Here is a 24,715-nt window from a genome sequence, read left to right as displayed (position 1 = left end):
AAGAAGGAGAGATACAATGAAAGGTACTTTATATGGTGTGGGGATCGGACCGGGAGATCCGGAACTTCTGACTTTAAAAGCAGTGCGGCTGATCCGGGAAAATGAGGTGATCGCACTTCCTGGAGAAAAACCGGAGGAAACGGTAGCATATCAGATTTCCGTGCAGGCAGTACCGGAGCTTGCGGACAAGACGCTTCTGGCACTGACCATGCCTATGACAAAGGATAAAGCGCTTTTAAATGAAAACTATGACCGTGCGGCAGAGAAGATTGCCGATCAGCTGGATCAGGGGAAAAACGTGGTCTTCCTTACGCTGGGAGATCCTACCGTTTATTCTACGTATATGTATGTCCATCAGCGCCTGGAAGAAAAAGGCTACCGGGTGGAGATCATCAGCGGGATCACTTCTTTCTGTGCGGTGGCAGCCAGAATGAACATGAGTCTGGTGGAGAGAAGCGAACCGCTTCATGTGATCCCGGCTTCCTATCAGATTGAGGAGGCGTTAAAGCTTCCCGGGACCAAGGTGCTGATGAAAGCAGGAAAACAGATGAAGTACGTAAAAGAGCAGGTGAAAGGGTTCGGAAAAAATGCCGTGATGATTGAAAACTGCGGTATGCCGGATGAAAAAATTTACGCCTCCGCAGATGAAATCCCGGAGAACGCAGGTTACTATTCACTGATCGTGATAAAGGAGGAGCATAACTTATGATACATTTTGTAGGAGCAGGTTCCGGAGCACCGGATCTTATCACTGTCCGGGGACAGAAATTTCTTCAGGAAGCCGATGTGATCATTTACGCCGGTTCTCTGGTCAATCCGCAGCTTCTGGACGAAAAAAAGGAAGGCTGCAAGGTATATAACAGTGCGGTCATGACGCTGGAGGAAGTGCTGGATGTGATGTTTGAGGCGGAAAAGGAAGGTCTTATGACGGTGCGTCTTCACACCGGAGATCCCTGTCTTTACGGTGCGATCCGGGAGCAGATGGATGTACTGGATGAAAAAGGCATCGCATACGATTACTGTCCGGGCGTCAGCTCTTTCTGCGGAGCGGCCAGTGCCCTGAATCTGGAGTATACGCTTCCGGATGTGTCTCAGAGCGTGATCATCACCCGGATGGCAGGAAGGACACCGGTGCCGGAAAAAGAGGAGATCGCTTCTCTGGCGGCACACCATGCGACCATGGTAGTATTTTTGAGTACCGGAATGCTGGAGAAGCTTTCCGAGCGCCTGATCGCAGGCGGATATACAAAGGACACACCGGCGGCTATTGTATACAAGGCTACCTGGGAGGATGAAAAAGCTTTTGTATGCACGGTGGGAACCCTGGCAGAGACAGCGAAAAAGAACAACATCACAAAAACAGCCCTGATGATCATCGGTGATGTGGTGACACACAGTCATTACAACCGTTCCGAGCTTTACAATCCGGCCTTTACGACGGAATTTAGGGAGGCAAGTAAATGAAACTGGCAGTCATCAGCTTCACCGAACGGGGAAGCAGACTGAACCGGTCGGTGAGTGAGCTTTTGCGTAGGGAAGGCATCGATGTGGAAAGTACAGCTTTGGCAAAATATGCGGAAAGCAGTGGCCTTCCGCCTCTTTCCTGTTCTCTTCATGACTGGACGGGCCGGATGTTTGAAAGCCGGGATGCCCTGCTTTTTATCGGAGCCACAGGGATCGCTGTCCGGAGCATTGCCCCTTTTGTAGCGGATAAGCGAAAGGATCCTGCCGTGGTGGTCATGGATGAAAAAGGGATCTTTGCCATTTCCCTTCTGTCCGGTCATATCGGGGGCGCAAACGAACTGGCTGGAACGCTTGCCAATCTGACGGGCGCCATTCCGGTCATTACTACGGCCACGGACGTCAACGGGCGTTTTGCCGTGGATGTGTTTGCCAAAAAGCAAAAGCTTTGGATCTCAGACATGAAGGCAGCGAAACAGGTTTCTGCCGATATCCTGGATGAGAAAAAGATCGGTCTGGTGACGGATTTCCCGATCCTGGGTGAAATTCCGGAGGAACTGGAGCTTTTAAAAGGAACGGAGCCTTTCGATGGAAAGACAGGGATCGTTATCGCATGGAACGAAGAGTTCCGGCCGTTTCCCTGTACGCTGCATCTGATCCCGAAGCGTGTGGCTCTCGGGATCGGCTGCCGGAAGGAAAAAGAAGAAACAGCCATTGAAGAGGCGGTCCTGGAGGTACTTTCCAGAAACCATCTGTCTGTACACAGTCTGATGGGAGCGGCGAGCATCGATCTGAAAGCGGAAGAAAAAGGAATCCTTGGCTTTTGTGAAAAATACGGACTGGATTTTCAGACGTATTCCGCGGAAGCTCTTTTAGAAGCAGAAGGAGATTTCACCCCGTCCGCTTTTGTAAAAAAGGTGGCGGGAGTGGATAATGTGTGCGAGAGAAGCGCTGTTCTTCTCAGCGGCGGCGGTAAACTGATACAGAAAAAAACAGCAGGAAACGGTGTCACCGTTGCCCTGGCTGTGAAAGATTGGAGCGTTGAATTTGAGTAAGATTTATGTGGTGGGCATCGGCCCGGGAGAATACGAACAGATGACGATGCGGGCGGCCAATGCCCTGTCATCCTGTGATACCATTGTGGGATACACCGTTTATGTGGATCTGGTGAAGGAGCATTTTGCAGGAAAGGAATTCCTCACCACTCCTATGAGAAAGGAAGTAGACCGTTGCATTCTTGCCTTTGAGGAGGCTCGAAAAGGAAAAACAGTAGCCATGATCTGCAGCGGAGATGCCGGTGTTTACGGGATGTCCGGCCTGATGCTGGAGATCGGTGTGGATTATCCGGAGGTAGAAGTGGAAGTGATCCCCGGCGTGACGGCGGCTACAGGCGGAGCAGCAGTCCTGGGAGCACCCCTGATCCATGATTTTGCCCTTATCAGCCTGAGTGACCTTCTGACCCCCTGGGAAAAGATTGAAAAAAGACTGCTTCTGGCAAGTGAGGCAGATTTTGTGATCTGCCTTTATAATCCTTCCAGCCATAAGAGAAAGGATTATCTTCAGAAGGCCTGTGACCTTATGCTGCAGCACAAAGCCCCGGAAACCGTCTGCGGTCTTGTACGGAACATCGGCCGGGAGGAAGAGTGTTACCGCGTCCTGACGCTGAAGGAACTTAAGGATACCCAGGTGGATATGTTTACGACTGTTTTTGTGGGTAATTCCATGACAAAAGAGATCAACGGAAAGATGGTTACTCCGAGAGGGTACAGACATGGAAAAGAAGAGTAAGATCCTGATTTTTGCAGGAACGACGGAAGGCAGGGAGCTGGCCGAATTTTTAAGCGGAAGAGAATTTCCTGTAGAGGTTTCCGTAGCGACGGAATACGGAGAGACCCTTCTTTCTCCTGGACCTTTTCTGAAGATCCATCAGGGTCGGATGGAAGAGGCTGAGATGGAAGCTTTTTTCCGGGAAGAAGAGATCAGAACCGTGGTGGATGCCACGCATCCGTATGCAGTGGTGGTCTCCGAAAATATCCGTCAGGCCTGTGAGCATACGGAAACCGAGTACATCCGCCTGTTAAGAGAAGAGAGCAGTGATACGGCGGACTGTATTTTTGTGGAAGATACGGCAGGAGCCGTGGAGTATCTGAAACAGACGGAAGGAAACGTACTTCTGACGACCGGCAGCAAGGAACTGAAAGCATTTACGGCCCTTCCGGATTTTGAAAAAAGGCTTTATGCACGGGTGCTTTCCACGCCGGAGGTTGCAGCTATGGCGGCTTCGCTTGGCTTTGTGGGAAAACATCTGATCTGTATGCAGGGACCGTTCAGCCGGGAACTGAATACGGCTATGCTTCGGCAGTTTGAGGCGGCTTATCTGGTGACAAAGGATTCCGGAAAAGTGGGAGGCTTTGAGGAAAAACTTCTTTCTGCACGGGAAGCGGGAGCCAAAGTCATCCTGATCGGTCGGCCGAAGGAACCGGGAACAGAAGGAAGATCATTTTCGGAAGTGAAAAAGCTTCTCATGGAACGTTATTCCATTCCGGCCAGAAGGACCATCTATCTCATCGGCATCGGTATGGGAAATCCGGAGAACCGGACCCTGGAGGCGGAGCGTGCCATCCGACAGGCAGATGTACTCATTGGTGCCGGGCGTATGCTTCAGGAAACGGACAGTTATGGCAAGCCGAAATTTGCTTCCTACCGGCCGGAGGAGATCCGTTCTTATGTCTATGCGCATCCGGAGTATGAAAGGGTTGCCATCCTTCTTTCCGGAGATGTGGGTTTTTACAGTGGGGCGAAACGGCTTTACGAAGCCTTTGCCGGTGAAACAATCGAGGTTTCTTCCGGTATTTCCTCTGTGGTCTATTTCCTTGGAAAGCTGCATATGGCTTGGGAGGATGTCTGTCTCATGAGTGTTCATGGAAGGCAGCAGAATCTCATTGGAGCGGTCAGACGGAATCGGAAGGTCTTTGCTTTGGTAGGGGAAAAAGACGGTATTGCAAAGATCTGTGACAGGCTTCTTTCCTATGGAATGGATCAGATAAAGCTTTATGTGGGAGAACGTCTTTCCTATCCGGAAGAGCGGATCACGGAGGGCACGGCAGAAAGCCTGAAAGACCGGGAATTTGATGCGCTCTCTGTGGTGCTGCTGGTAAATGAAGAGCCGGAGAAGCTGACGACCCATGGTCTTTCCGATGAAATGTTTCTTCGTGCCAAAGTCCCCATGACAAAGCAGGGGATCCGGAGCATTTCTCTCTCTAAACTGAGTCTTCAGGAGGACTCTCTCTGCTGGGATGTGGGAGCCGGAACGGGTTCCGTTTCCATCGAAATGGCAAGACAGTGTCTCAAAGGAGCCGTCTGGGCGATTGAAAAAAAGGAAGAAGCAGTGGAACTTCTGGAGGAAAACAGGAGAAAGTTTGCATTGGACAATCTGACCATTGTACCGGGGCTGGCACCGGAAGCCTTAAGGGACCTTCCGGCACCCACACATGTATTTATCGGTGGTTCTTCCGGAAATCTCCTTTCCATCATGAGGACTGCTCTGGAGAAAAATCCGGCGGTACGTTTTGTCATTAATGCCATTGCACTTGAAACCGTGGCAGAAGCACTGGAAGCGTTAAAGGTTCTTCCGGTGACAGACAGTGACATTGTAACAGCCATGATCGGAGAAGCAAAGGAGATCGGAAGATATCATATGATGATGGGGCAGAACCCTGTTTACGTGATCTCCTGTACCGGAAAGGGGGAGACAGATGACTGAGAAGCAGACACCCCGTTTCCTTCTGACAGCGCCGAAAAGCGGCAGCGGAAAAACGCTTGTCACCTGCGGGCTCCTGGCGGCATTAAGAAAGAGAGGACTTCGTGTTTCTTCTTTTAAATGCGGGCCGGATTACATCGATCCCATGTTTCATTCCCGTGTGCTGGGAGCAAAATCCAGAAATCTGGATACCTTTTTTACGGATGAAGAGACCACCCGTTATCTGATGAAACGGGGAGCCGAGGATACGGATATTTCTGTGGTAGAAGGCGTTATGGGTTATTATGACGGACTGGGCGGGATCGATACGAAGGCCAGTGCCTATGATCTGGCAGCTGTGACCGGAACACCGGCAGTGCTCGTCGTGGATACCCGTGGCATGAGCCTTTCTGCCCTTGCGGAGATCAAAGGCTTTCTCTCTTATAAAAAGGAAAGCCATATCGAAGGGGTGATCCTCAACCGGATGTCTCCCATGCTCTATCCGGAGATAAAAAAACAGATCGAGGAGGAGCTTGGTATCCGCGTCTTTGGTTATGTGCCGAAGATCACGGAACTGAATCTGGAAAGCCGTCATCTGGGGCTGGTGCTTCCGGATGAAGTGAAGGAGCTGTCCGAAAAATTCGATCATCTGGCGGAAATTCTGGAAAAGTCTCTGGACATCGATGGCCTGATCGGACTGGCGAAAGAGGCGGAAGCACTGGAGTGCAGTGAGGAAGGAGTTCCGGAGGCTTTGAAAAAAGTTCTGGCTTTTGGACAGGCGGCAGGGTTCCATGAGGAAAAACCGCGGATCGCTGTGGCAAAGGATGAAGCTTTTTGCTTTATCTATGAGGACAATCTTGGCCTTTTGAAGGAACTGGGAGCAGAAATCACCTTTTTTTCACCGCTCCACGATCCGGCACTTCCGGAAGGAATCGACGGGCTGCTTCTTTATGGAGGATACCCGGAACTTTATGCCGGGGAGCTTTCCGGCAATGTGTCCATGCGTCAGGAAATCCGGACACTTCTAAAAAATGGCTTTCCCTGTCTGGCGGAATGCGGTGGTTTTATGTATCTTCATACGACCATGGAGGATATGGATGGAAAAGCCTGGAAGATGGCAGATGTCATCGACGGAAAAGCATATAAAACGGAGAAGCTGGGGCGTTTCGGTTACATCGAGCTTAGCGGAAACACAGAAGACAGGGAGTTCCTGGGGAAAAAGGCCGGGATTTTGAAGGCGCATGAATTCCACTATTTTGACAGCACCTCCTGCGGAACGGATTTCCATGCGAAAAAACCTCTGCGCAAGCGTTCCTGGGACTGTATCCACGGAACGGAATCCCAGCTTTTTGGTTTCCCGCATCTTTATTATTACAGCAATCCGGCACTGGCGGCAGAATTTTTGTCAGCCTGTGTTGACCGGAGGAGGAAGGGGAAAGAAAAACAGAAGGGAGTGACGAAACAATGATATCTTTATTAGCCCTTCTGGCGGGCTTTTTACTGGATCTTCTGATCGGAGATCCGCATTTTCTCTACCATCCGGTCCGGCTGGTGGGGGCACTGATTTCTTTTCTGGAAAAATGGATCCGGAAGCTCTTTCCAAAAACGGAAAGAGGGGAGTTTTTTGGCGGCATCCTGATGGCGGTCCTGGTGATAGCGGTGACAACGGCTGTTCCGGCTCTGCTTGTTTTCGGGGCGAGCTTTTGGTGTGTACAGGCCAGATTTGTGGTGGAGACGATCCTCTGCTACTGGCTTCTGGCGACCAAATCCCTGAAGGATGAGAGCATGAAGGTTTATGACAAACTGGCAGCCGGTGATCTTCCGGGGAGCCGTCAGGCTGTTTCCATGATCGTAGGACGCGATACGGCAGCTCTGGATGAAAAAGGTGTGACAAAAGCTGCTGTGGAAACCGTGGCGGAGAACACCTCGGACGGCATCATTGCGCCGATGCTTTTTATGGCTGTCGGAGGACCGGTATTTGGCTGGTTTTATAAATCCATCAATACCATGGATTCCATGGTGGGATATAAAAATGACAAATACCTGTATTTCGGCCGTTTTGCAGCGAAGCTGGACGATGTGGTGAATTTCCTTCCGGCCAGACTTTCCGGTGTGCTGATGGTCCTGGCCTCCGGCCTTTCCGGTTTTGACCGGGCAAACGCCTGGAAGATCTTCAGACGTGACAGAAAGAATCATGCCAGCCCCAACTCTGCCCAGACGGAAGCCGTTATGGCAGGTGCGCTGCGGATCCAGCTGGCAGGTGATGCCTGGTATTTTGGAAAGCTTTATCAGAAACCGACCATCGGAGATGATCTAAGACCGGTGGAATATGAAGATATCAGAAGAGCCAACCGGCTTCTGTATGCAACGGCGCTCCTGTCTCTTCTTATATTTTCACTGGTGAAAATCCTGATACTGGCACTGTCCGGCAGAATGTAAATGCAGAATAAGCGGGCAGAAAAAAGGAGACAAAAATGGAAAAACACAAGCATGGCGGAGATATTTATTCGCGGGAGATCGCGATGGATTATTCTGCCAATATCAGCCCACTGGGGCTTCCCAGGCGTTCCGTGGAAGCCATTCGTGCTTCTCTGGAACGGCTGGTGCATTATCCGGATGTGGAATGTCGTTCTCTGCGGGCAATGCTCTCTGAAAAAGCAGGGATTCCTGCAGATTTTATCCTCTGCGGAAACGGAGCGGCAGAGCTGATCTTCGCACTGGCAAACGGATGCAGACCGAAGAAGGCTCTGGTGGCGGCACCCGGCTTTGCAGAGTACGAACAGGCACTTTCCGGCTGCGGCTGTGAGGTATTCTTTTATGAATTGAAGGAAGAAAACGGTTTTGCCTATCAGGAGGATTATCTTCAGAAGATCACGGAAGAACTGGATATGGTTTTTCTCTGCAATCCGAACAATCCCACCGGGGGAACGGTGGATCGTCCGTTTCTTCTGGCGGTGGCAGAACGGTGTCAGGCGTGCGGCTGCATTCTGGTGGTTGATGAATGTTTCAATCAATTTCTGGATCAGGCGGAATGTTTTACCATGAAGCCTTATCTGGAACAATACCCGGATCTGGTGATCCTGGATGCCTTTACCAAGATCTATGCGATGCCGGGACTGCGGCTTGGATACTGTATGACGGCAAGCGAAAGCATCCGGAAAAACATGCGCTCTGTCATGCAGCCCTGGAGCGTTTCCACGCTGGCACAGGTGGCAGGTGAGGCGGCTCTGGAAGAGGAGTTTTATGTGGATGAGGTACGGACCATGATCCGTGAGGAACGAGGTTTTCTGGAGCATGAGATGAGGAAAATGGGACTTACGGTATTTCCGGCAAGAGCCAATTTTATCTTTTTTAAAGGACCGGAAGACCTGGCGGAAAGACTGCTGGAGAGGGCGATCCTGATCCGCGACTGCAGCAATTACCGGGGATTGAAAAAGGGTTATTTCCGCATTGCCGTGCGGGGACACCGGGAAAATGAAGCACTGATGCAGGCCTTCGAAGAGGTGCTGCGCTGAGCGCTTCCGAAGCGGCAAAGATGCGGATGTACGGATACAGAAAGGAAATCAATATGGCAAAGACAATCATGATCCAGGGCACCATGTCCAATGCCGGGAAAAGTCTTCTGGCAGCCGGCTTGTGCAGGATCTTTAAACAGGACGGCTATAAAGTGGCACCTTTTAAGTCCCAGAATATGGCCTTAAATTCCTTTATCACGGAAGAAGGACTGGAGATGGGAAGAGCGCAGGTGATGCAGGCGGAGGCAGCCGGCATTAAACCAAGCGTCTATATGAATCCCATCCTGTTAAAACCAACCAACGATGTGGGCTCTCAGGTTATCGTAAACGGAGAAGTTCTTGGAAATATGCCGGCGAGAGAATATTTCGCTTTTAAAAAGCAGCTGATCCCGAAGGTGCAGGAAGCCTTTGATCATCTGGCGGCAGAGTACGATATCATCGTTATCGAGGGAGCGGGCAGTCCGGCGGAGATCAATCTCAAGAAAGACGATCTGGTCAATATGGGGATGGCCAAAATGGCAAAGGCTCCGGTGCTTCTGGTGGGCGACATCGACCGGGGCGGCGTTTTTGCCCAGCTGGTAGGGACGGTGATGCTTCTTACCGAAGAAGAAAAGAAAATGGTAAAAGGTCTCGTCATCAATAAATTCCGTGGAGATAAGACCATTCTGGATCCCGGTATTGAGATGCTGGAGGAGCTGGCGCATATTCCCGTTGTGGGTGTGGCTCCTTATATGCAGCTGGAGCTGGATGACGAGGACAGCCTGACGGAGCGGTTCCACGGAAGCCAGGAGGCGGCTCTTGTTGACATCGCAGTGATCCGGGTTCCAAGGATCTCGAATTTTACGGATTTTAATCCGTTTGAGGGAATTGAAGGCGTATCTCTGCGCTATGTGCAGAATGCGGCGGAACTGAAAAATCCGGATATGATCATCCTTCCGGGAACGAAAAACACCATGGAGGATCTGCTCTGGATGCGTCAGAACGGCCTGGAGGCAGCGATCCTGAAAAAAGCGGGAGCCGGTACGGTGATCTTCGGTGTCTGCGGCGGATACCAGATGCTGGGAGAGAGCTTAAAGGATCCCATGGGTGTGGAAGCCGGAGGCGAGATCCGTGGCATGGGACTGTTGCCCATTGATACGGTTTTCGAAGGAGAAAAGACAAGAACACGGGTCAGCGGCTGCTTTGAAGGGCTTTCCGGAGTGCTGCGGTCACTGAACGGCGTTGCCATCGAAGGTTATGAGATCCATATGGGAGCCACCACGCGAAAAGAAGGCTGTCATGCGTCCACAAAGATCCGGAACCATGCGGCAGACAGTCATAAGCATGCAGAAAAAGAAGAAGCCGTAAAGCTGGACGGAGCCTGCAAGGATCATATTTACGGCACCTATGTGCATGGTGTGTTTGATAAAGAGGGTGTGGTGAAGACCATCGTGATGGCTCTGGGCGAGCGGAAAGGCATTGATATGTCTTCTGTGGCAGCCATTGATTTTACCGCCTTTAAGGAAAGTCAGTATGACAAGCTGGCAGAAGGTCTGAGAGCGCATCTGGATATGGATAAGATCTATGAGATTCTGGAAAAGGGACTGGAGGAATAAGAGATGAAGGTAGAACTGGAAAATGTCCTTCCAAGAGACATTGAAAGAAGAAGTTTTGAGATCATCACCGAGGAGCTTGGCGATACCCAGCTGATCCCGGGAACGGAGCTTATCGTAAAACGCTGCATCCACACCAGCGCAGACTTTGATTATGCGAAAAACCTCCGCTTTTCCGACGGTGCAGTGGAAAAAGCCCTAGATGCGATCCGGAACGGTGCCTGGATCGTGACGGATACCCAGATGGCAAAAGCGGGCATCAATAAACGGGCACTGGCCCGCTATGGCGGAGAGGTCTGCTGTTTCATGTCGGATGAGGATGTGGCAGCCAAAGCCAAAGCAGAAGGGACGACCAGAGCCACGGCCAGCATGGACAAGGCACTGACTCTTCAGAAACCGTTGATCTTTGCCATCGGAAATGCCCCCACGGCTCTGGTGCGTCTTTATGAACTCATCGAGAATCAGAAACTGGATCCGGAACTCATCATCGGTGTTCCGGTAGGCTTCGTCAACGTGGTCCAGTCCAAAGAACTGATCATGCACGCTGACGTTCCTTATATCGTTGCAGCCGGACGGAAAGGCGGAAGCAACATTGCAGCCTGCATCGTCAATGCACTGCTGTATATGATCAATGATGACAGAGGATGAAAAAAAATAAACTAATGGATTGCAATCATTAAAAGTACATGTTATACTGAATTCATGGGAAGTCAGAACAACCCAAGGCGGCCTGCCCTCTTCGGAGGGGCAACCCTCCAGATGAAAGAAAGGAGGGATGCCAATGTACGTTACATATTCGGATCTGATCCAAATAGGTATCTTCATTGTCGCTCTCATAGGATTGTGTTATACAATCTTCGGGAGAAAAAAATAGCCGCCCACTACCACCAATAGTGAACGGCTGATGCTGAAAAGCATTTGATTGTTCATCGTTAGGGTAGGCCGTATGTCTCTGGCTTCCCTTAACTTTGTATTTACTATAGCACATTTTGCACCAGGACGCAAGTAAAATTTACAGAATGCTTATTTGCTTTCTTCAATATGCTTCAGAAAGATTTTCCGGATCCCCGGATATTCGCCCAGACCTTTCAGATGACATTCCACGGGATAACCGGCGGCCTCAAACTGGTTTTTCCAGGAGTCTTCTTCTTCGCCGGCCATATCGTTGGTGGCATGGTCACCGGCTACGATCATGAAGGGGGCCAGATGGACCTTTTCCGGGTGGAGTGCGTCGAGGCTTCGGAGAATGGAAGGAACAGACGGATAAGCCTCCACGGTACCGATCACGACATTGGAATAGCCAAGATCCTTAAAGGTATAATCAAGAGCTGCATAAGCTGTGTTGGCATAGTGTGTGGTGCCGTGGCCCATAAGGACCAGAACCTCATTTTCCGGGAGTCCTTTCCAGTCTTCCATGAAAGCATGGATGGCGTTCTCGATATCGTCGGTACTGGTCAGAAGCGGCGTGCCGAAACGGATCGAATCAAAATGACCGGCGTAAGCGAGCACATCCTCCTTCATCAGATCGTTTTCGATACCGTTGATGATATGGGTCGGCTGAACGATCAGTTCTCGGATGCCATCCTGGATCATGGCTTCCATCGCTTCTTTTACCGTGTGAATCGTAACCCCGTCCCGCTCTTTTAACTTGCGGATGATCATCTTGCTGGTCCAGGCACGGTAGATGGCAGCATCCGGATTGGCGTTCCGGATATCGGCCTCAATGCGGTCAATGGTCTTTTCACGGGTTTCGTTGACGCTGGTGCCGAAGCTCACGACCAGGATCGCTTTTTTCGTATGTTTCTCCATAAGTGGAAAACCTCCTTTGTTAATCTTTTGTCAGTGTATCATCGTCATGGGAAAAAGTCAAACGCTTCTGATGGTATCGGGATTTTCTATTGAAAATCCAGGGATACTGATGTATGATAAGAACCATTCGGGGGCAAAAGCCTTATCATGCAGGCATGAACGGCTTTTTGACTTTTCACCCCTTGCATTATTGAGTTCCCATTGTAAAAAGAGAGCGATCGGAGGTTTTATGTTAAATCAGTTTTCAAGGACCGAGCTTCTGTTCGGGAAAGCAGCTATGGAAAAACTGGAAAATTCCAGAGTGGCAGTATTCGGCATCGGAGGAGTGGGCGGTTATGTCTGCGAAGCCCTGGTGAGAAGCGGCGTGGGTCATTTTGATCTCATTGACGACGACAAGGTCTGCCTGACGAACCTGAACCGTCAGATCATTGCCACGAGAAAGACCGTGGGTCAGTATAAGACGGATGTGATGAAAGAACGAATGCTGGATATCAATCCAAAGGTGGATGTCACCGTTCATAAATGCTTTTTCCTGCCGGAAAACGCAGAGGAATTTCATTTTGAACAGTATGATTATGTGGTGGATGCCGTAGATACGGTAACGGCAAAAATTTCCCTGGTCATGAAAGCCCAGGAGGCGGGAACTCCCGTCATCAGCTCTATGGGAGCCGGAAACAAGCTGGATCCCAGCCGTTTTCAGGTAGCGGATATTTACAAGACCAAGGTCTGCCCACTGGCAAAGGTCATGCGCCGGGAACTGAAAAAAAGAGGTGTCCGGAAGCTGAAAGTCGTTTATTCCGATGAGCTTCCCACGAGACCTATCAATGATATGGCCAGCAGCTGCCGGACGAACTGTATCTGCCCGCCGGGAGCCGAACATAAATGTACGGAGCGCCGGGACATTCCCGGAAGCACGGCTTTTGTTCCCTCTGTAGCAGGTCTTATCATTGCCGGAGAGGTCATCAGGGATCTGACCAAAGATGTGCGGGTGACAGCAGAAAGCGTGGAAAATCAGCAGTAATCGTGTACTTTGAGAGCCTGTGCCAGATGCACAGGCTTTCTTGAATTTCCGGAAGTGTTGTGGTATGATAGGAACGAAAATCGGGCTATTTTGCCCGACCGGCGGAAAACCGTCGGGAAATCCATAAGAAATGAGGAAATCAAAAGACTCATGGCGATACAGATGATAGGGATCGATCATACCAAAGCGGTGATCGATATCCGTACGGTATTTTCATTTACCAAGAAAAAAAGTGCAGAAGCACTGATTTCTATAAAAGAAGAAAAAGGAATCCGGGGCTGCGTTCTGATCTCCACCTGCAACCGGATGGAACTCTATGTGAGTACCGAAGAGGGATACGAAGGAGATCTTTATGAACTGCTTTGCCGGGTGCGGGAGCTTCCGGAAGAAATATGGCCGGAATACCGGGAATATTTCAGTTTCCGGGAAGAAAAAGAGGCAGCTGCCCACTTGTTCCGTCTGGCAGCAGGTCTGGAATCACGGATCCTCGGCGAGGATCAGATCATTACCCAGGTAAAGGATGCTCTGGCTCTTGCGAGGGAAAACTATGCGGCAGACAATGTGCTGGAGGTTCTTTTCCGCATGGCAGTGACAGCGGCAAAGCGGGTAAAAACGGAGGTGGTCCTTACAGGAGCCAGCCATTCCGTGATCCATCAGGCACTGGCTACTCTGAAAGAACAGGGATTTTCTGTCAAGGGCAGGAAGTGTATGGTCATCGGAAACGGTGCAATGGGAAAACTGACGGCCTCCACGCTGTTGTCAGAAGGGGCGGATGTGACCGTTACCGTGCGTCAGTACCGGAGTGGTATTGTGGACATTCCCTTAGGCTGCCGCAGGATCGACTACAGCGAGCGTATGGGGTATTTCCCGGCCTGCGATCTGGTGGTCAGTGCCACAGCGAGCCCCAATTTCACCCTGAAAGAAGAGAATGTCCGTCCGGTGGATCTGGAGCATGACCTCGTTGTGGTGGATCTTGCGGTACCTCGTGACGTGGATCCGGAGGTGGGAAAACTCCGTCATATCCGTCTCTACGACATTGATGATTTCCATGTGGACGTCCGCAGCGAACAGGTCATCGAGAACTTGAAAAAGGCAGAGGTCATCCTTGAAGAGCAACGGAAAGAATTTGACAGCTGGTATGAATGCCGGGATATGGTGCCGAGGATCCAGAAGCTGAAAAAAGAAGCAGCAGAAGATATGCTGGCAAGACTGCTTAAGATCGTTCATACGCTTCCACTGGAAAAGGAGCACCAGGAGGAGCTTTTGAAGAATGTGGAACAGGCGGCGGAAAAATCGGTGAACAAAATGTTGTTCGGTCTAAGGGATACGGTCTGTCCGGAGACGTTTGAAGAATGTATAGAAGGGTTGGAAAAGACATATGAAGGGGAATAAAATTATCATCGGAAGCCGGGAAAGCCGCCTGGCAGTGATCCAGTCTCAGATGGTGCAGGATTTTATCAAGTCCCATCATCCGGATCTGGAGGTGGAACTTCTGACCATGAAGACGACCGGGGATATCATTCTGGACCGGACACTGGACAAGGTGGGCGGAAAAGGACTTTTTGTAAAAGAACTGGACCGGGCACTTTCCGAGGGACGGAGTGATCTTTCGGTTCACAGCCTGAAAGATATGCCGATGGAAGTACCGGAAGCACTTCCACTGGTGGCTTTCTCAAGAAGAGAGGATCCGAGGGATGTACTGGTGCTGCCGGAAGGAGTCCGGGAACCGGATTTTTCAAAACCGATCGGCTGTTCCAGTTTAAGAAGGATTCTTCAGCTGAAAGAACTGTTTCCAAAGGCGGAGTTTCGATCTGTCCGGGGAAATGTACTGACCAGACTGCAGAAGCTGGACAGCGGAGAATATGGAGCACTGGTGCTGGCAGCAGCAGGACTGAAAAGACTTGGCCTGGAGAACCGGATCTCCCGTTATTTTGAGCCGGAAGAGGTGATCCCGGCGGCAGGACAGGGAATTCTGGCTGTTCAGGGCCGACAGGAGGAAGGCTATGGCTATCTGAGTGGCTACGATGACCGGACCTCCCGTTACGAAGCACTTTGCGAACGAGCTTTTGTCCGGACATTAAACGGCGGCTGTTCTTCACCGGTAGCGGCCCATGCAAGGGTGCAGAATGGCAAACTGTTCCTTATGGGACTTTACTATGATGAGGAAACCGGCGGTTATAAAAAAGGAACGGTAAAAGGAAATCCGGAGCGGGCGGAAGCGCTTGGAAGAGATCTTGCCATCAAGCTTCGTCAGGATTACCGGAAAGAACAAGAGCAGGTGCCTGTCGGAAAAGTCTGGCTGGTCGGAGCAGGTCCCGGTGATCCGGGGCTTTTTACCCTGAAAGGCAAGGAAGTGCTTTCCAGGGCAGAGGTAGTGGTCTATGATGCACTGGTAGGCTCCGGAGTTCTGACCATGATCCCGAAGGACGCAGAGCTTATCAATGTAGGCAAGCGTTCCAGCAATCATCTGGCGCCGCAGGAAACCATTAACCGGATCCTGGTGGAAGAGGCGAAAAAAGGCAAACGTGTGGTCCGCTTAAAAGGCGGAGATCCCTTCCTTTTTGGCCGGGGTGGCGAAGAAATGGAGCTTTTAAAGCTGGAAAAGATCCCCTGTGAAGTAGTGCCTGGTGTGACGAGTGCCATTGCGGTTCCTGCCTATAACGGGATCCCTGTGACGCACCGGGATTTCTGCTCTTCGGTACATATCATCACCGGTCATAAGAAAAAGGATGAAAAATATGACATCGATTTTGAGGCGCTGGTGCGGACAAAGGGAACGCTGGTCTTTCTTATGGGAGTGAAAGCACTGCCGGATATCATGAAGGGACTTCTGGAAAATGGCTGTGATCCGTTTATGCCTGCGGCCATTCTTCAGAAAGGAACACTGGCAGGTCAGAAACGGATCGTTGCTACGGTCTCTACGCTGGAAGAAGAGGTGGAGCGTCAGGGGGTAGAAACGCCGGCTATCATCGTTGTGGGCAAAGTCTGCGATCTTGCACAGGAATTCGCCTGGTATGAGGAGCTTCCGCTGGCAGGTAAAAAGATCCTGGTCACCCGTCCGAGAGAGCTTGTCTCAGCCATGAGCCGGAAACTCAGGGAAAAAGGCGCAGAGGTTCTGGAGCTTCCGGCTATCTGTACGGTGCCGATCCCGGATAATGCGCTTCTTCAAAAGGCCATCAAAGAACTGGATACCTACCAGTGGCTGGTATTTACCAGTCCTTCGGGAGTCCGTATTTTCTTTGATGAGCTGAGGGCGGAGAAGAAAGATATCCGTGCTCTGGCTGACCTTCAGATCGCGGCTCTTGGTTCCGGAACGGCGAAGGTTCTGGAAAGCCACGGTCTTTATCCGGAGCTGATACCGGAGATCTTTGATGGCGAAGCGCTCGGAAAAGCACTGGCGGAAAAGCTTTCCGGTACAGAGAAGCTCCTGATCCCGCGGGCAGCTCTCGGAGGCAGGGAGCTGATCGAAGAACTGCAGAAAAAAGGTGTTGTTGTGGATGATATTCCCACCTATGACACGCTGTATGAGACACCGGGAGCTGTGGATGAAAAAGCGGAATTTGATGCCGGGACCGTAGACTATGCGGTATTTACCAGCGCATCCACTGTGCGTGGCTTTGAACAGGCAGTAAAAGGAATCGATTTTTCAAAGGTGAAAGCCGTCTGCATCGGCCGTCAGACAAAAGCGGCAGCCGATGCCCTTGGCATGGAGACTTATATGGCAGAGAAGGCAACTATGGACAGTGTGGTAGCCTGTGTGGAAAAGCTCTGCCGTGAGAGATAAGAAGGAGGAAGCAAAAATGGAAATGTTGAAGCGCCCCAGAAGACTGCGGGGCAGTGAGGTTTTAAGAAAAATGGTCCGGGAGACCAGAATGGATAAGGCATCTCTGATCTATCCGATGTTTGTAAAAGAAGGAAGCGGAATTATCGAGGAGATCCCTACGATGCCCGGTCAGTTTCGCTACAGTGTGGACACTCAGGGAGAGATCCTTTCCAGACTTCAGGACGCAGGTGTAAAAAATGTGATGTTTTTCGGGATTCCCGATCACAAGGATGAGGTGGGAAGCGGAGCCTACGATCCGGAAGGTATCGTCCAGAAAGCCCTTCGTCAGGCAAAAAAAGATTTCCCGGAGATGTATCTCATCACCGATGTGTGCATGTGTGAATACACCTCCCACGGTCACTGCGGTGTGCTTTGCGGCCACGACGTGGACAATGACCGGACACTGGAGCTTCTGGCAAAAACAGCCCTTTCCCATGTAGAAGCCGGAGCCGATATGGTAGCTCCTTCTGATATGATGGACGGTCGTGTCCGTGCCATCCGTGAGATGCTGGATGCCAACGGCCACTACACCGCGCCGATCATGTCCTATGCGGTAAAATATGCGTCCGGTTTCTACGGTCCCTTCCGTGATGCGGCCGGTTCTGCTCCGTCCTTCGGCGACCGGAAGAGCTACCAGATGGATTTCCACAACAGCCGTGAGGGCATTAAGGAAGCCCTGATGGATGTGGAAGAGGGCGCTGATATCATCATGGTAAAACCGGCCATGGCTTACCAGGATATGATTACCCGGGTACGGGATGCCGTCAATGTCCCGGTAGCAGCTTACAGCGTCAGCGGTGAGTATGCCATGGTAAAGGCAGGTGTTTCCCTTGGCTATATAGAGGAAGACCGGATCATTTCTGAAATGGCAGTCGGTGTTTACCGTTCCGGAGCAGATATTTATCTGACCTATTTTGCACCGGAGATCGCACGTCTCATGGATGAAGGGAGAATTGGATAATGACAAGATCAGAAGAACTTTTTGAAAAAGCGGTGAAGCTCATTCCCGGCGGCGTCAACAGTCCGGTCCGGGCTTTTGGCTCCATCGGCGGCTGCCCCCGTTTCATCGACCACGCCGACGGCGCTTATATGTACGATGTGGACGGAAACAAATATCTTGACTTTATCAATTCCTGGGGACCGATGATCCTGGGCCACAACAATCCTCTGATCCGGGAAGCCGTGATCAAGGCCTGCGAGAAAGGCTTAAGCTACGGCGCCGCCACGGAAAAAGAGGTGGAGATGGCAGAGCTCATCACCGGCATCGTGCCATCCATCGATATGGTCCGCATGGTAAACTCCGGAACCGAGGCTGTCATGAGCGCAGTCCGGGCGGCCAGAGGCTACACCGGAAGAAACAAGATTGTGAAATTCATGGGCTGCTACCATGGCCACTCTGACGCCATGCTGGTGCAGGCCGGTTCCGGCGTCATGACGGCCGGTATTCCGGACAGCGCAGGCGTGCCGGGAGGCTGCACGAAGGATACGTTGTCTGCCGTTTATAACGATGCGGACAGCGTAAAGACCCTTTTCGAGACCTTCCCCGAGGAGATCGCCGCTGTCATCGTGGAGCCCGTGGCTGCCAATATGGGTGTGGTGGAGCCGAAAAGAGAGTTCCTTCAGGGCTTAAGAGACCTTTGCACGAAGTACGGTGCGGTGCTGATCTTTGATGAGGTCATCACCGGTTTTCGTCTCCAGCTGGACGGAGCCCAGGGCTTTTACGGAATCCAGCCGGATATGACCACCTTTGGAAAAATCATCGGTGCAGGCATGCCCGTGGGTGCATACGGCGGAAAACGAGAGATCATGAGCCTGATCTCACCGGCAGGTCCGGTTTACCAGGCAGGAACCTTAAGCGGAAACCCGGTAGCCATGTCCGCAGGCCTTGCCCAACTTAATTACCTCAAAGACCATCCGGAGGTTTACACTGGGCTCAACGCCAAGAGTGACTGGTTCTTCGGTGAGATGAAGAATATTCTGGAAGAGTGCGGCAAGAACTACCAGATCAACCATGTGGGTTCCATCGGTTCCCTCTTCTTTACAGAGACTCCGGTAGTCAACTATGCAACAGCAAAGACTTCTGATACGAAAGCCTTCGCGGAGTACTTCAAGTACATGCTGGAAAACGGCTGTCACTTCGCACCGTCCCAGTTCGAGGCAATCTTCCTGTCTGCGATTCAGACGAAAGAAGAATTGTCGGGTGTGCTGGATATGTTTCATGCATATATGATGAGAAAATAATGATACCAGTGTCAAAAGGTCAAAAAACTGTTCGTGCTTGCACGATAAGGCTTTTGAACTTGGGACACGCCAAATATGAGGTGCAGAACATCCAGTGGATGTTCGTTTTGCACCGACCGAAGCGGAGCGTAGACAGTAGCGATTTACGCAGTAAATCAGCGGATTTCGAATATTTGGAGGATTGCGGAAGCTGCGTAGCAATCCGGGTATCAAATGAGTGTCAAAAGACCTTTTGACACTCATATCAAAATAATAGAAATAACAAAAGATACACAGGGTTATATGCTCTGTGTATTTTTTTATTTCAAACATACTTGACAAACAATATTATATAATATATAGTATTGCTCATGAAATAGTAATCACACAGGAGTTGATCAAATGGTATTTAACACAGGTGCAGCACTTCTGGATGCCATTGTCCTGGCTGTGGTGTCGGAGGAGAAGGAAGGAACCTACGGGTACAAGATCACCCAGGAAGTCCGGGCAGTCCTGGACGTTTCCGAGTCTACCCTTTATCCGGTCCTGCGGCGGCTTTTAAAGGACGGCTGCCTGGAAGTCTATGACATGGAATACGGAGGAAGGAACCGCCGGTATTATAAGATCACGGAGAGCGGCCGCCGCCAGCTCAATCTTTATATTACCGAGTGGAAAGAATATTCCGAGAGAATTACCAGTATCTTTACAGGGAGGAAAAAACCATGACAAAACAGGAGTTTCTGGAGAAGCTCGCCGCTCTTTTGCAGGACATTCCGGCAGAGGAGAGGGAGGCGGCTCTGGAGTTTTACAGGGGATATTTTGACGATGCGGGCGAAGGCCGGGAAGCGGAGGTAATCCGGGAGCTGGAAAGCCCGGAGAAGGTCGCCGAGCAGATCAAAAACGGCCTGAAGACCGGTCTTGGAACGGACAGCTACGAGAATGCCGGCAGCCCTTACGATAAAAACACCTCCAGTCGCCCGGTTCCGGAAAATTACGGAAGCTATGAGAAGCAGCCGAAAAAATCCAGCGGCTGGCGGACCTTCGGAATCGTCTGTCTGGTGCTGTTTATCGGAATCCCGATTGGCATTCCGGTGCTGGTTACGGTGTTTGCCCTGGCCCTGTCGGCCCTGGTCTGTGTGGCACTTCTGGCTGTGTCTGTGGCTATGGTGATGGCGGCGGGCTTTTTTGCAGGAATCGTATTTCTGGTTGTGGGTGTTGCGAGGCTTGCTCTGGCACCCGGCGTGGCTCTGATGTTCTGCGGCAGCGGCTTTATCTGCCTGGCAGTAGGAATTTTGCTGTTGCTTCTCCTCATGTGGGTGATCGGAAGAGGCGTTCCGGCCTGCTGGCGGGGGATCAAATGGCTTTGCAGAAAGATTTTTCATAGAAGAGGAGGAGCAAGGGCATGAAAAGATTTACGAAGATTTCTCTTATTTTGTCAGGAGGCTTTCTGCTTCTTGGAATTGTGCTCTGCCTGACCGCTTACACCATGGGAGGAAGAGTCGGCGACCTTTCTGTGAGCTATGATTCGGAGAAACATTCGTTTGTCACCGGCGATCAGATAAAGGTGACCGAAGGAGAGGAACAGCATTTTCAGAACATAGAAAATCTGGATCTCAATATGGGCGTGGGCGAGCTCACGGTCTGCTATGGATCCGGTAAGGATTTCGTGCTCCGCTCCGTCGGAACCGGCAAATTCTTCTGCGAGCAGAATGGAACGACCTTGAAAGTCAATTCGAAAAAGGCTCAGTATTTCTTTGGCATCAATATTTCCAGCTTTGACAGAAGCAAGGATGTGGCCATTGTGCTGGAGGTGCCGAAAGGAACGGACATCAGGAAGCTGAAAGCCCAGGTCGGCGTCGGAACGCTCACAGTGAACGGTCTTCAGGTGGAAGAGCTGGACGGGGAATGCGGCGTCGGCGAGTTTGATTTCTCCGGGGAAATTAAAAAATTTGGAAATCTGAAATGCGGCATCGGTTACATGTATCTGAATCTTGTCGGCTCCGAAAAAGATTACGATTACAGCCTGGAATGCGGAATGGGTAACATCAGTCTTGGGGATCGCGATTTTTCAGGCCTTGGCAGCGGCCAGGAGATCAGTAACGGTTCCGACAAAAAATTCACTCTGAAATGTGGAATGGGTGAGATTGAGGTGGATTTCGAAAAAGAAGCATAAGAGTAACGATAAAAGGCCATACTCCAGAAAAAGAAAAAAGGAGTGTGGCTTTTATCATGTCAAAGAAGAAAAAGATCGATCTTCACAATCTGACACCGGAAGAGGAACTGAAATACGAGATCGCGGAAGAACTGGGGCTTCTGGACCGGGTAATGAAGGACGGCTGGAGAAGCCTGTCTGCCAAGGAGACCGGCCGGGTGGGAGGCCTTATGACCCGCCGGAAAAAAGAAATGAAAAAACAGGTGGCAGAGAAAGCGGAATAAAAAGCCGGAAAATTTCCGGTTTTCCGGAAGAAGAGAATGCGCTATAATGGAGACAGTAATTTTACCGGACAACAGGAGGAACCATGAAGGATTTAATAGAGGACATTCGGAAAAAAGAGTTTCAAAAGGTATATCTTCTCTGCGGGGAGGAGCCTTATCTCCGCCAGCTCTATAAGAAAAAGCTGACGGAGGCCGTGCTTCCTGAGGGGGATACGATGAATCTTTCCATTTATACGGGAAAAAACGTGGATCCGAAAGCGGTCATCGATCAGGCGGAGACCATGCCCTTTTTTGCGGATAAGCGGCTGATCCTTTTGGAGGATACCGGCTTTTTCAAAAACGCCAGCCCGGAGCTGGCGGACTACATAAAAACTATGCCGGACACCACCTGTATGGTCTTCGTGGAAGAAGAAGTGGACAAAAGAGGAAAGCTCTATAAAGCAGTGAAAGCAGCAGGCCGTATTGTGGAATTCGGCCGTCAGGACGAACGGAGCCTCATGCGCTGGATCCTTTCCAGTGTGAAAAAGGAGGGAAAACAGATCACGGAATCCGCGATGCATCTTTTTCTTGAGAAGGCCGGGGACGACATGGGTAATATCCAGATGGAGCTGGAGAAGCTTTTCTGCTATACGCTGGACAAAAACGAAATCCGCCCGGAAGATGTAGAAGAGATCTGCATCACCCGGACGGAAAACAAGATCTTTGATATGATCCGGGCGGTGGCTCAGAAGCAGCAGAAAAAAGCCATGGACCTTTATTATGACCTCCTGGCCTTGAAGGAGCCACCCATGCGGATCCTCTTCCTCATCGCCCGGCAGTTTAATCAGCTTCTGCAGATGAAAGAACTGAAAAACCAGGGCTATGACCAGAACAGCATCGCTTCCCGTATGAAAATCCAGCCTTTTATCGTAAAAAATTCCTGGAGGCAGATGGAAAGTTTCACCTACGAAGAACTGGAACGGGCCGTCAGAGAGTGCGTAGAAGCCGAAGAAGCCGTCAAAACAGGCTGCATGAACGACCAGATGAGCGTGGAAATGCTGATTGTGATGTTTACGATGTAGACATCCGCCCCATCCAATGCTATTATGGTAAACAGAAATTGACAGAATTGTTTGGGAAGGATGTACGAGAGAATGAAGAGGTATCAGGATGTGACCATGACAGGGCAGGTGGACCAGTATCTTTTTGGAATCGGGCAGCATTTTGAGGTTTATGAACGGTTTGGAGCACATCTGGCGGAGAAAGACGGGATGGAAGGCGTGTGTTTTTCTGTCTGGGCGCCGGCGGCGAAGTCTGTCAGCGTGGTGGGGACTTTTAATGGCTGGCGGGAGGCTACCGGGTGCATGGAGCGGCTGGGAGCTTCCGGAATCTATGAGCTTTTTGTGCCGGGAGCCATCGAGGGGGATCTCTATAAATACTGTATCCACACACGGACCGGTGAGGTCCTTTATAAGGCAGATCCCTATGCCTTCGAGAGCGAGGTAAGACCGGGAAACGCTTCCCGGGTGGCCGGCATTGAGGATTACCGCTGGCGGGATCAGGAATGGATGACCAGGCGGGAGAAAAAAGACTATCGGACCGAGCCTATCAATATCCTGGAAGTCCATCCGGGCTCCTTTCAAAAACGGCCCATAACTGAGGCGGATCCCGACGGCTTCCTTAATTATAAGCAGCTGGCTCATGCGCTGGGAGATTATGCGGAGGAGATGGGCTACACCCATGTGGAACTTTTGGGGATTCTGGAGTATCCCTTCGACGGGTCCTGGGGCTATCAGGTAACCGGGTATTTTGCACCTACATCCAGATATGGAAATCCGAAAGATTTTATGTATCTGGTGGATTACCTGCACCGGAAAGGGATCGGCGTGTATCTTGACTGGGTACCGGCTCATTTCCCGAAGGATACCCACGGGCTGGCCTGCTTTGACGGGACGCCCCTCTATGAGTACGAAGATCCCCGGAAGGGCGAGCACCGGGAGTGGGGCACGAAGGTCTTTGACTATGGAAAAAAAGAAGTGCGGAACTTTCTCTGCGCCAGCGCAGTTTTCTGGCTGAAGGCATACCATCTGGACGGTCTTCGGGTGGATGCGGTTTCCTCCATGCTCTATCTGGATTACGGCAGAGGACCGGGGGAGTGGATTCCCAATATTTACGGCGGCAATCAGAACCTGGAAGCAGTGGAATTTCTCCAGCTTTTAAACCGGACGACCCGGAAGTTTGCTCCCGGAACCGTGATGATCGCGGAGGAATCCACTTCCTGGCCGGGTGTCACCGGGGAGCCGGAGGGGCAGGGTCTGGGCTTTCATATGAAATGGAACATGGGCTGGATGAACGACACCCTGGCCTATATGGAAAAAGACCCGATTTACCGAAGCTATCATCACGACCATCTGACTTTTGGCATGGTTTACGCTTATACGGAGCATTTTATCCAGGCACTCTCCCACGACGAGGTGGTCCACGGAAAACATTCCCTTCTGGGAAAAATGCCTGCAGGGGAAGGCCTGGATCCCTTCGGAGATCTCAGGGCCTATTATGGTTTTTATATGGGGCATCCGGGGAAAAAGCTTCTTTTCATGGGGCAGGAATTTGCCCAGGAACGGGAGTGGAGCGAACAACGGGAACTGGACTGGTTTCTTCTGACCGAGCCGAAGCATCTGGGGATGCAGCGGTATATGAGAGCCCTCTATGAGATCTACCGGGAGTACCCGGCTCTCTATGAGCTGGATTATGATCCGGCCGGTTTTCGCTGGATGGATCCGGATGATTCCGAAGAGAGCATTGTTAGCTTTGCACGCTTTGGAAAAAAAGGGAAAAATCTTCTTTTTGTCATCAATTTCACTCCGGTGGAGCGGAAAGAGTACCGCCTGGGAACGCCGGAGAGCGGAAGCTATGAACTGCTTCTGGACAGCAGCTGGAAAAGATTTGGCGGAGAGAAAGAAGAAAAAGCGGAGGTATATGAAGCAGAATCGATCCCTTCCGGTCAGATGCAGCAGTCCTTCTGCTATGATCTGAACGGTTTCGGAGCAGCGATCTTTTCTTTCTAAACATAAGAAAGCCCTCGTCCTGACTGTAGAGAGCAGCCGGACGCGGGCTTTT

The 24,715-nt window shown here is 51.0% G+C and carries 23 protein-coding genes; 22 read left to right on the top strand and 1 reads right to left on the bottom strand.

Features of this window, described 5'->3' with window-relative positions; genetic code table 11:
- Positions 1 to 16: 16 nt before the first annotated feature.
- From cobI to DXA57_RS17420, 11 genes are all read left to right on the top strand, one after another.
- On the top strand, positions 17 to 709 hold the full coding sequence (gene cobI / locus DXA57_RS01410) for a precorrin-2 C(20)-methyltransferase (RefSeq protein WP_117764118.1): 693 nt from the start codon (positions 17 to 19) through the stop codon (positions 707 to 709).
- Positions 706 to 1,464, top strand: coding sequence for a precorrin-4 C(11)-methyltransferase (gene cobM / locus DXA57_RS01405; protein WP_117764117.1), 759 nt, complete (start codon positions 706 to 708; stop codon positions 1,462 to 1,464). The genes cobI and cobM overlap by 4 nt, the downstream gene beginning before the upstream one ends.
- Entirely contained in the window at positions 1,461 to 2,516 is a 1,056-nt protein-coding gene (locus DXA57_RS01400) for a cobalt-precorrin 5A hydrolase (protein ID WP_117764116.1), read from the top strand. Before cobM ends, DXA57_RS01400 begins: the two co-directional genes overlap by 4 nt.
- Positions 2,509 to 3,249 carry a precorrin-3B C(17)-methyltransferase gene (cobJ, locus tag DXA57_RS01395; RefSeq protein ID WP_117764115.1) on the top strand — a complete coding sequence of 247 codons (741 nt, stop codon included), beginning with the start codon at positions 2,509 to 2,511 and terminating at the stop codon, positions 3,247 to 3,249. The genes DXA57_RS01400 and cobJ overlap by 8 nt, the downstream gene beginning before the upstream one ends.
- Entirely contained in the window at positions 3,233 to 5,224 is a 1,992-nt protein-coding gene (cobK, locus tag DXA57_RS01390; protein ID WP_117764114.1) for a precorrin-6A reductase, read from the top strand. Before cobJ ends, cobK begins: the two co-directional genes overlap by 17 nt.
- Positions 5,217 to 6,668, top strand: coding sequence for a cobyrinate a,c-diamide synthase (locus DXA57_RS01385; RefSeq protein WP_117764113.1), 1,452 nt, complete (start codon positions 5,217 to 5,219; stop codon positions 6,666 to 6,668). Before cobK ends, DXA57_RS01385 begins: the two co-directional genes overlap by 8 nt.
- Complete coding sequence (gene cbiB / locus DXA57_RS01380) at positions 6,665 to 7,639, top strand: adenosylcobinamide-phosphate synthase CbiB (RefSeq protein ID WP_117764112.1); 975 nt, start codon at positions 6,665 to 6,667, stop codon at positions 7,637 to 7,639. Before DXA57_RS01385 ends, cbiB begins: the two co-directional genes overlap by 4 nt.
- Positions 7,640 to 7,674: 35 nt before the next feature.
- Positions 7,675 to 8,715 carry a threonine-phosphate decarboxylase CobD gene (gene cobD, locus DXA57_RS01375; RefSeq protein WP_117764111.1) on the top strand — a complete coding sequence of 347 codons (1,041 nt, stop codon included), beginning with the start codon at positions 7,675 to 7,677 and terminating at the stop codon, positions 8,713 to 8,715.
- A gap of 53 nt (positions 8,716 to 8,768) precedes the next feature.
- A complete protein-coding gene (locus DXA57_RS01370; RefSeq protein WP_117764391.1) occupies positions 8,769 to 10,310 on the top strand; it encodes a cobyric acid synthase in 1,542 nt (513 codons plus the stop codon).
- A 3-nt stretch (positions 10,311 to 10,313) separates the two neighbouring features.
- Positions 10,314 to 10,955 (top strand): precorrin-8X methylmutase, encoded by a 642-nt coding sequence (locus DXA57_RS01365; protein ID WP_117764110.1) that lies wholly within the window; start codon positions 10,314 to 10,316, stop codon positions 10,953 to 10,955.
- Positions 10,956 to 11,082: 127 nt separating this feature from the next.
- Positions 11,083 to 11,181, top strand: a complete 99-nt coding sequence (locus DXA57_RS17420) for a putative holin-like toxin (protein ID WP_320877298.1) — start codon at positions 11,083 to 11,085, stop codon at positions 11,179 to 11,181.
- 149 nt (positions 11,182 to 11,330) lie between these two features.
- On the opposite strand, the gene DXA57_RS01360 is transcribed toward DXA57_RS17420, so the two are convergent.
- On the bottom strand, positions 11,331 to 12,116 hold the full coding sequence (locus DXA57_RS01360; protein WP_117764109.1) for a sirohydrochlorin cobaltochelatase: 786 nt from the start codon (positions 12,114 to 12,116) through the stop codon (positions 11,331 to 11,333).
- Between the two features lie 229 nt (positions 12,117 to 12,345).
- Between DXA57_RS01360 and DXA57_RS01355 the strand changes: the two genes are divergently transcribed.
- From DXA57_RS01355 to glgB, 11 genes are all read left to right on the top strand, one after another.
- Positions 12,346 to 13,137 (top strand): tRNA threonylcarbamoyladenosine dehydratase, encoded by a 792-nt coding sequence (locus DXA57_RS01355; RefSeq protein WP_117764108.1) that lies wholly within the window; start codon positions 12,346 to 12,348, stop codon positions 13,135 to 13,137.
- Positions 13,138 to 13,287: 150 nt separating this feature from the next.
- Positions 13,288 to 14,529 carry a glutamyl-tRNA reductase gene (gene hemA, locus DXA57_RS01350; RefSeq protein WP_117764107.1) on the top strand — a complete coding sequence of 414 codons (1,242 nt, stop codon included), beginning with the start codon at positions 13,288 to 13,290 and terminating at the stop codon, positions 14,527 to 14,529.
- The gene (cobA, locus tag DXA57_RS17660) at positions 14,516 to 16,921 is read left to right on the top strand and encodes a uroporphyrinogen-III C-methyltransferase (protein WP_117764106.1); all 2,406 of its coding nucleotides are present in this window, start codon (positions 14,516 to 14,518) and stop codon (positions 16,919 to 16,921) included. Before hemA ends, cobA begins: the two co-directional genes overlap by 14 nt.
- Positions 16,922 to 16,937: 16 nt before the next feature.
- Positions 16,938 to 17,921, top strand: a complete 984-nt coding sequence (gene hemB, locus DXA57_RS01340) for a porphobilinogen synthase (protein WP_199612649.1) — start codon at positions 16,938 to 16,940, stop codon at positions 17,919 to 17,921.
- Positions 17,921 to 19,201 carry a glutamate-1-semialdehyde 2,1-aminomutase gene (gene hemL / locus DXA57_RS01335; protein WP_117764105.1) on the top strand — a complete coding sequence of 427 codons (1,281 nt, stop codon included), beginning with the start codon at positions 17,921 to 17,923 and terminating at the stop codon, positions 19,199 to 19,201. The genes hemB and hemL overlap by 1 nt, the downstream gene beginning before the upstream one ends.
- Positions 19,202 to 19,582: 381 nt before the next feature.
- Positions 19,583 to 19,906, top strand: a complete 324-nt coding sequence (locus tag DXA57_RS01330) for a PadR family transcriptional regulator (RefSeq protein WP_117764104.1) — start codon at positions 19,583 to 19,585, stop codon at positions 19,904 to 19,906.
- Positions 19,903 to 20,586, top strand: coding sequence for a DUF1700 domain-containing protein (locus DXA57_RS01325; RefSeq protein ID WP_117764103.1), 684 nt, complete (start codon positions 19,903 to 19,905; stop codon positions 20,584 to 20,586). The genes DXA57_RS01330 and DXA57_RS01325 overlap by 4 nt, the downstream gene beginning before the upstream one ends.
- Complete coding sequence (locus tag DXA57_RS01320) at positions 20,583 to 21,353, top strand: DUF4097 family beta strand repeat-containing protein (protein WP_117764102.1); 771 nt, start codon at positions 20,583 to 20,585, stop codon at positions 21,351 to 21,353. Before DXA57_RS01325 ends, DXA57_RS01320 begins: the two co-directional genes overlap by 4 nt.
- Before the next feature lie 56 nt (positions 21,354 to 21,409).
- Positions 21,410 to 21,616: a small, acid-soluble spore protein, alpha/beta type gene (locus DXA57_RS01315; protein WP_117764101.1), complete on the top strand. Its 207-nt coding sequence runs from the start codon at positions 21,410 to 21,412 to the stop codon at positions 21,614 to 21,616.
- An 83-nt stretch (positions 21,617 to 21,699) separates the two neighbouring features.
- Entirely contained in the window at positions 21,700 to 22,677 is a 978-nt protein-coding gene (gene holA, locus DXA57_RS01310) for a DNA polymerase III subunit delta (protein WP_117764100.1), read from the top strand.
- 72 nt (positions 22,678 to 22,749) lie between these two features.
- Complete coding sequence (gene glgB, locus DXA57_RS01305) at positions 22,750 to 24,663, top strand: 1,4-alpha-glucan branching protein GlgB (protein ID WP_117764099.1); 1,914 nt, start codon at positions 22,750 to 22,752, stop codon at positions 24,661 to 24,663.
- The last annotated feature ends 52 nt before the right edge of the window (positions 24,664 to 24,715 follow it).

Origin of the sequence: Blautia sp. OF03-15BH, from assembly GCF_003463065.1 — a bacterium.
Taxonomy (GTDB): domain Bacteria; phylum Bacillota; class Clostridia; order Lachnospirales; family Lachnospiraceae; genus Limivivens.
This window is presented reverse-complemented; position numbering and strand designations above follow the sequence as displayed.

Coding starts and splice junctions, on each gene's coding strand:
- cobI (WP_117764118.1), top strand. CDS start 17: ATGAAAGGTACTTTATATGGTGTGGGGATCGGACCGGGAGATCCGGAA.
- cobM (WP_117764117.1), top strand. CDS start 706: ATGATACATTTTGTAGGAGCAGGTTCCGGAGCACCGGATCTTATCACT.
- DXA57_RS01400 (WP_117764116.1), top strand. CDS start 1,461: ATGAAACTGGCAGTCATCAGCTTCACCGAACGGGGAAGCAGACTGAAC.
- cobK (WP_117764114.1), top strand. CDS start 3,233: ATGGAAAAGAAGAGTAAGATCCTGATTTTTGCAGGAACGACGGAAGGC.
- DXA57_RS01385 (WP_117764113.1), top strand. CDS start 5,217: ATGACTGAGAAGCAGACACCCCGTTTCCTTCTGACAGCGCCGAAAAGC.
- cbiB (WP_117764112.1), top strand. CDS start 6,665: ATGATATCTTTATTAGCCCTTCTGGCGGGCTTTTTACTGGATCTTCTG.
- cobD (WP_117764111.1), top strand. CDS start 7,675: ATGGAAAAACACAAGCATGGCGGAGATATTTATTCGCGGGAGATCGCG.
- DXA57_RS01370 (WP_117764391.1), top strand. CDS start 8,769: ATGGCAAAGACAATCATGATCCAGGGCACCATGTCCAATGCCGGGAAA.
- DXA57_RS01365 (WP_117764110.1), top strand. CDS start 10,314: ATGAAGGTAGAACTGGAAAATGTCCTTCCAAGAGACATTGAAAGAAGA.
- DXA57_RS17420 (WP_320877298.1), top strand. CDS start 11,083: ATGCCAATGTACGTTACATATTCGGATCTGATCCAAATAGGTATCTTC.
- DXA57_RS01360 (WP_117764109.1), bottom strand. CDS start 12,116: ATGGAGAAACATACGAAAAAAGCGATCCTGGTCGTGAGCTTCGGCACC.
- DXA57_RS01355 (WP_117764108.1), top strand. CDS start 12,346: ATGTTAAATCAGTTTTCAAGGACCGAGCTTCTGTTCGGGAAAGCAGCT.
- hemA (WP_117764107.1), top strand. CDS start 13,288: ATGGCGATACAGATGATAGGGATCGATCATACCAAAGCGGTGATCGAT.
- cobA (WP_117764106.1), top strand. CDS start 14,516: ATGAAGGGGAATAAAATTATCATCGGAAGCCGGGAAAGCCGCCTGGCA.
- hemB (WP_199612649.1), top strand. CDS start 16,938: ATGGAAATGTTGAAGCGCCCCAGAAGACTGCGGGGCAGTGAGGTTTTA.
- hemL (WP_117764105.1), top strand. CDS start 17,921: ATGACAAGATCAGAAGAACTTTTTGAAAAAGCGGTGAAGCTCATTCCC.
- DXA57_RS01330 (WP_117764104.1), top strand. CDS start 19,583: ATGGTATTTAACACAGGTGCAGCACTTCTGGATGCCATTGTCCTGGCT.
- DXA57_RS01325 (WP_117764103.1), top strand. CDS start 19,903: ATGACAAAACAGGAGTTTCTGGAGAAGCTCGCCGCTCTTTTGCAGGAC.
- DXA57_RS01320 (WP_117764102.1), top strand. CDS start 20,583: ATGAAAAGATTTACGAAGATTTCTCTTATTTTGTCAGGAGGCTTTCTG.
- DXA57_RS01315 (WP_117764101.1), top strand. CDS start 21,410: ATGTCAAAGAAGAAAAAGATCGATCTTCACAATCTGACACCGGAAGAG.
- holA (WP_117764100.1), top strand. CDS start 21,700: ATGAAGGATTTAATAGAGGACATTCGGAAAAAAGAGTTTCAAAAGGTA.
- glgB (WP_117764099.1), top strand. CDS start 22,750: ATGAAGAGGTATCAGGATGTGACCATGACAGGGCAGGTGGACCAGTAT.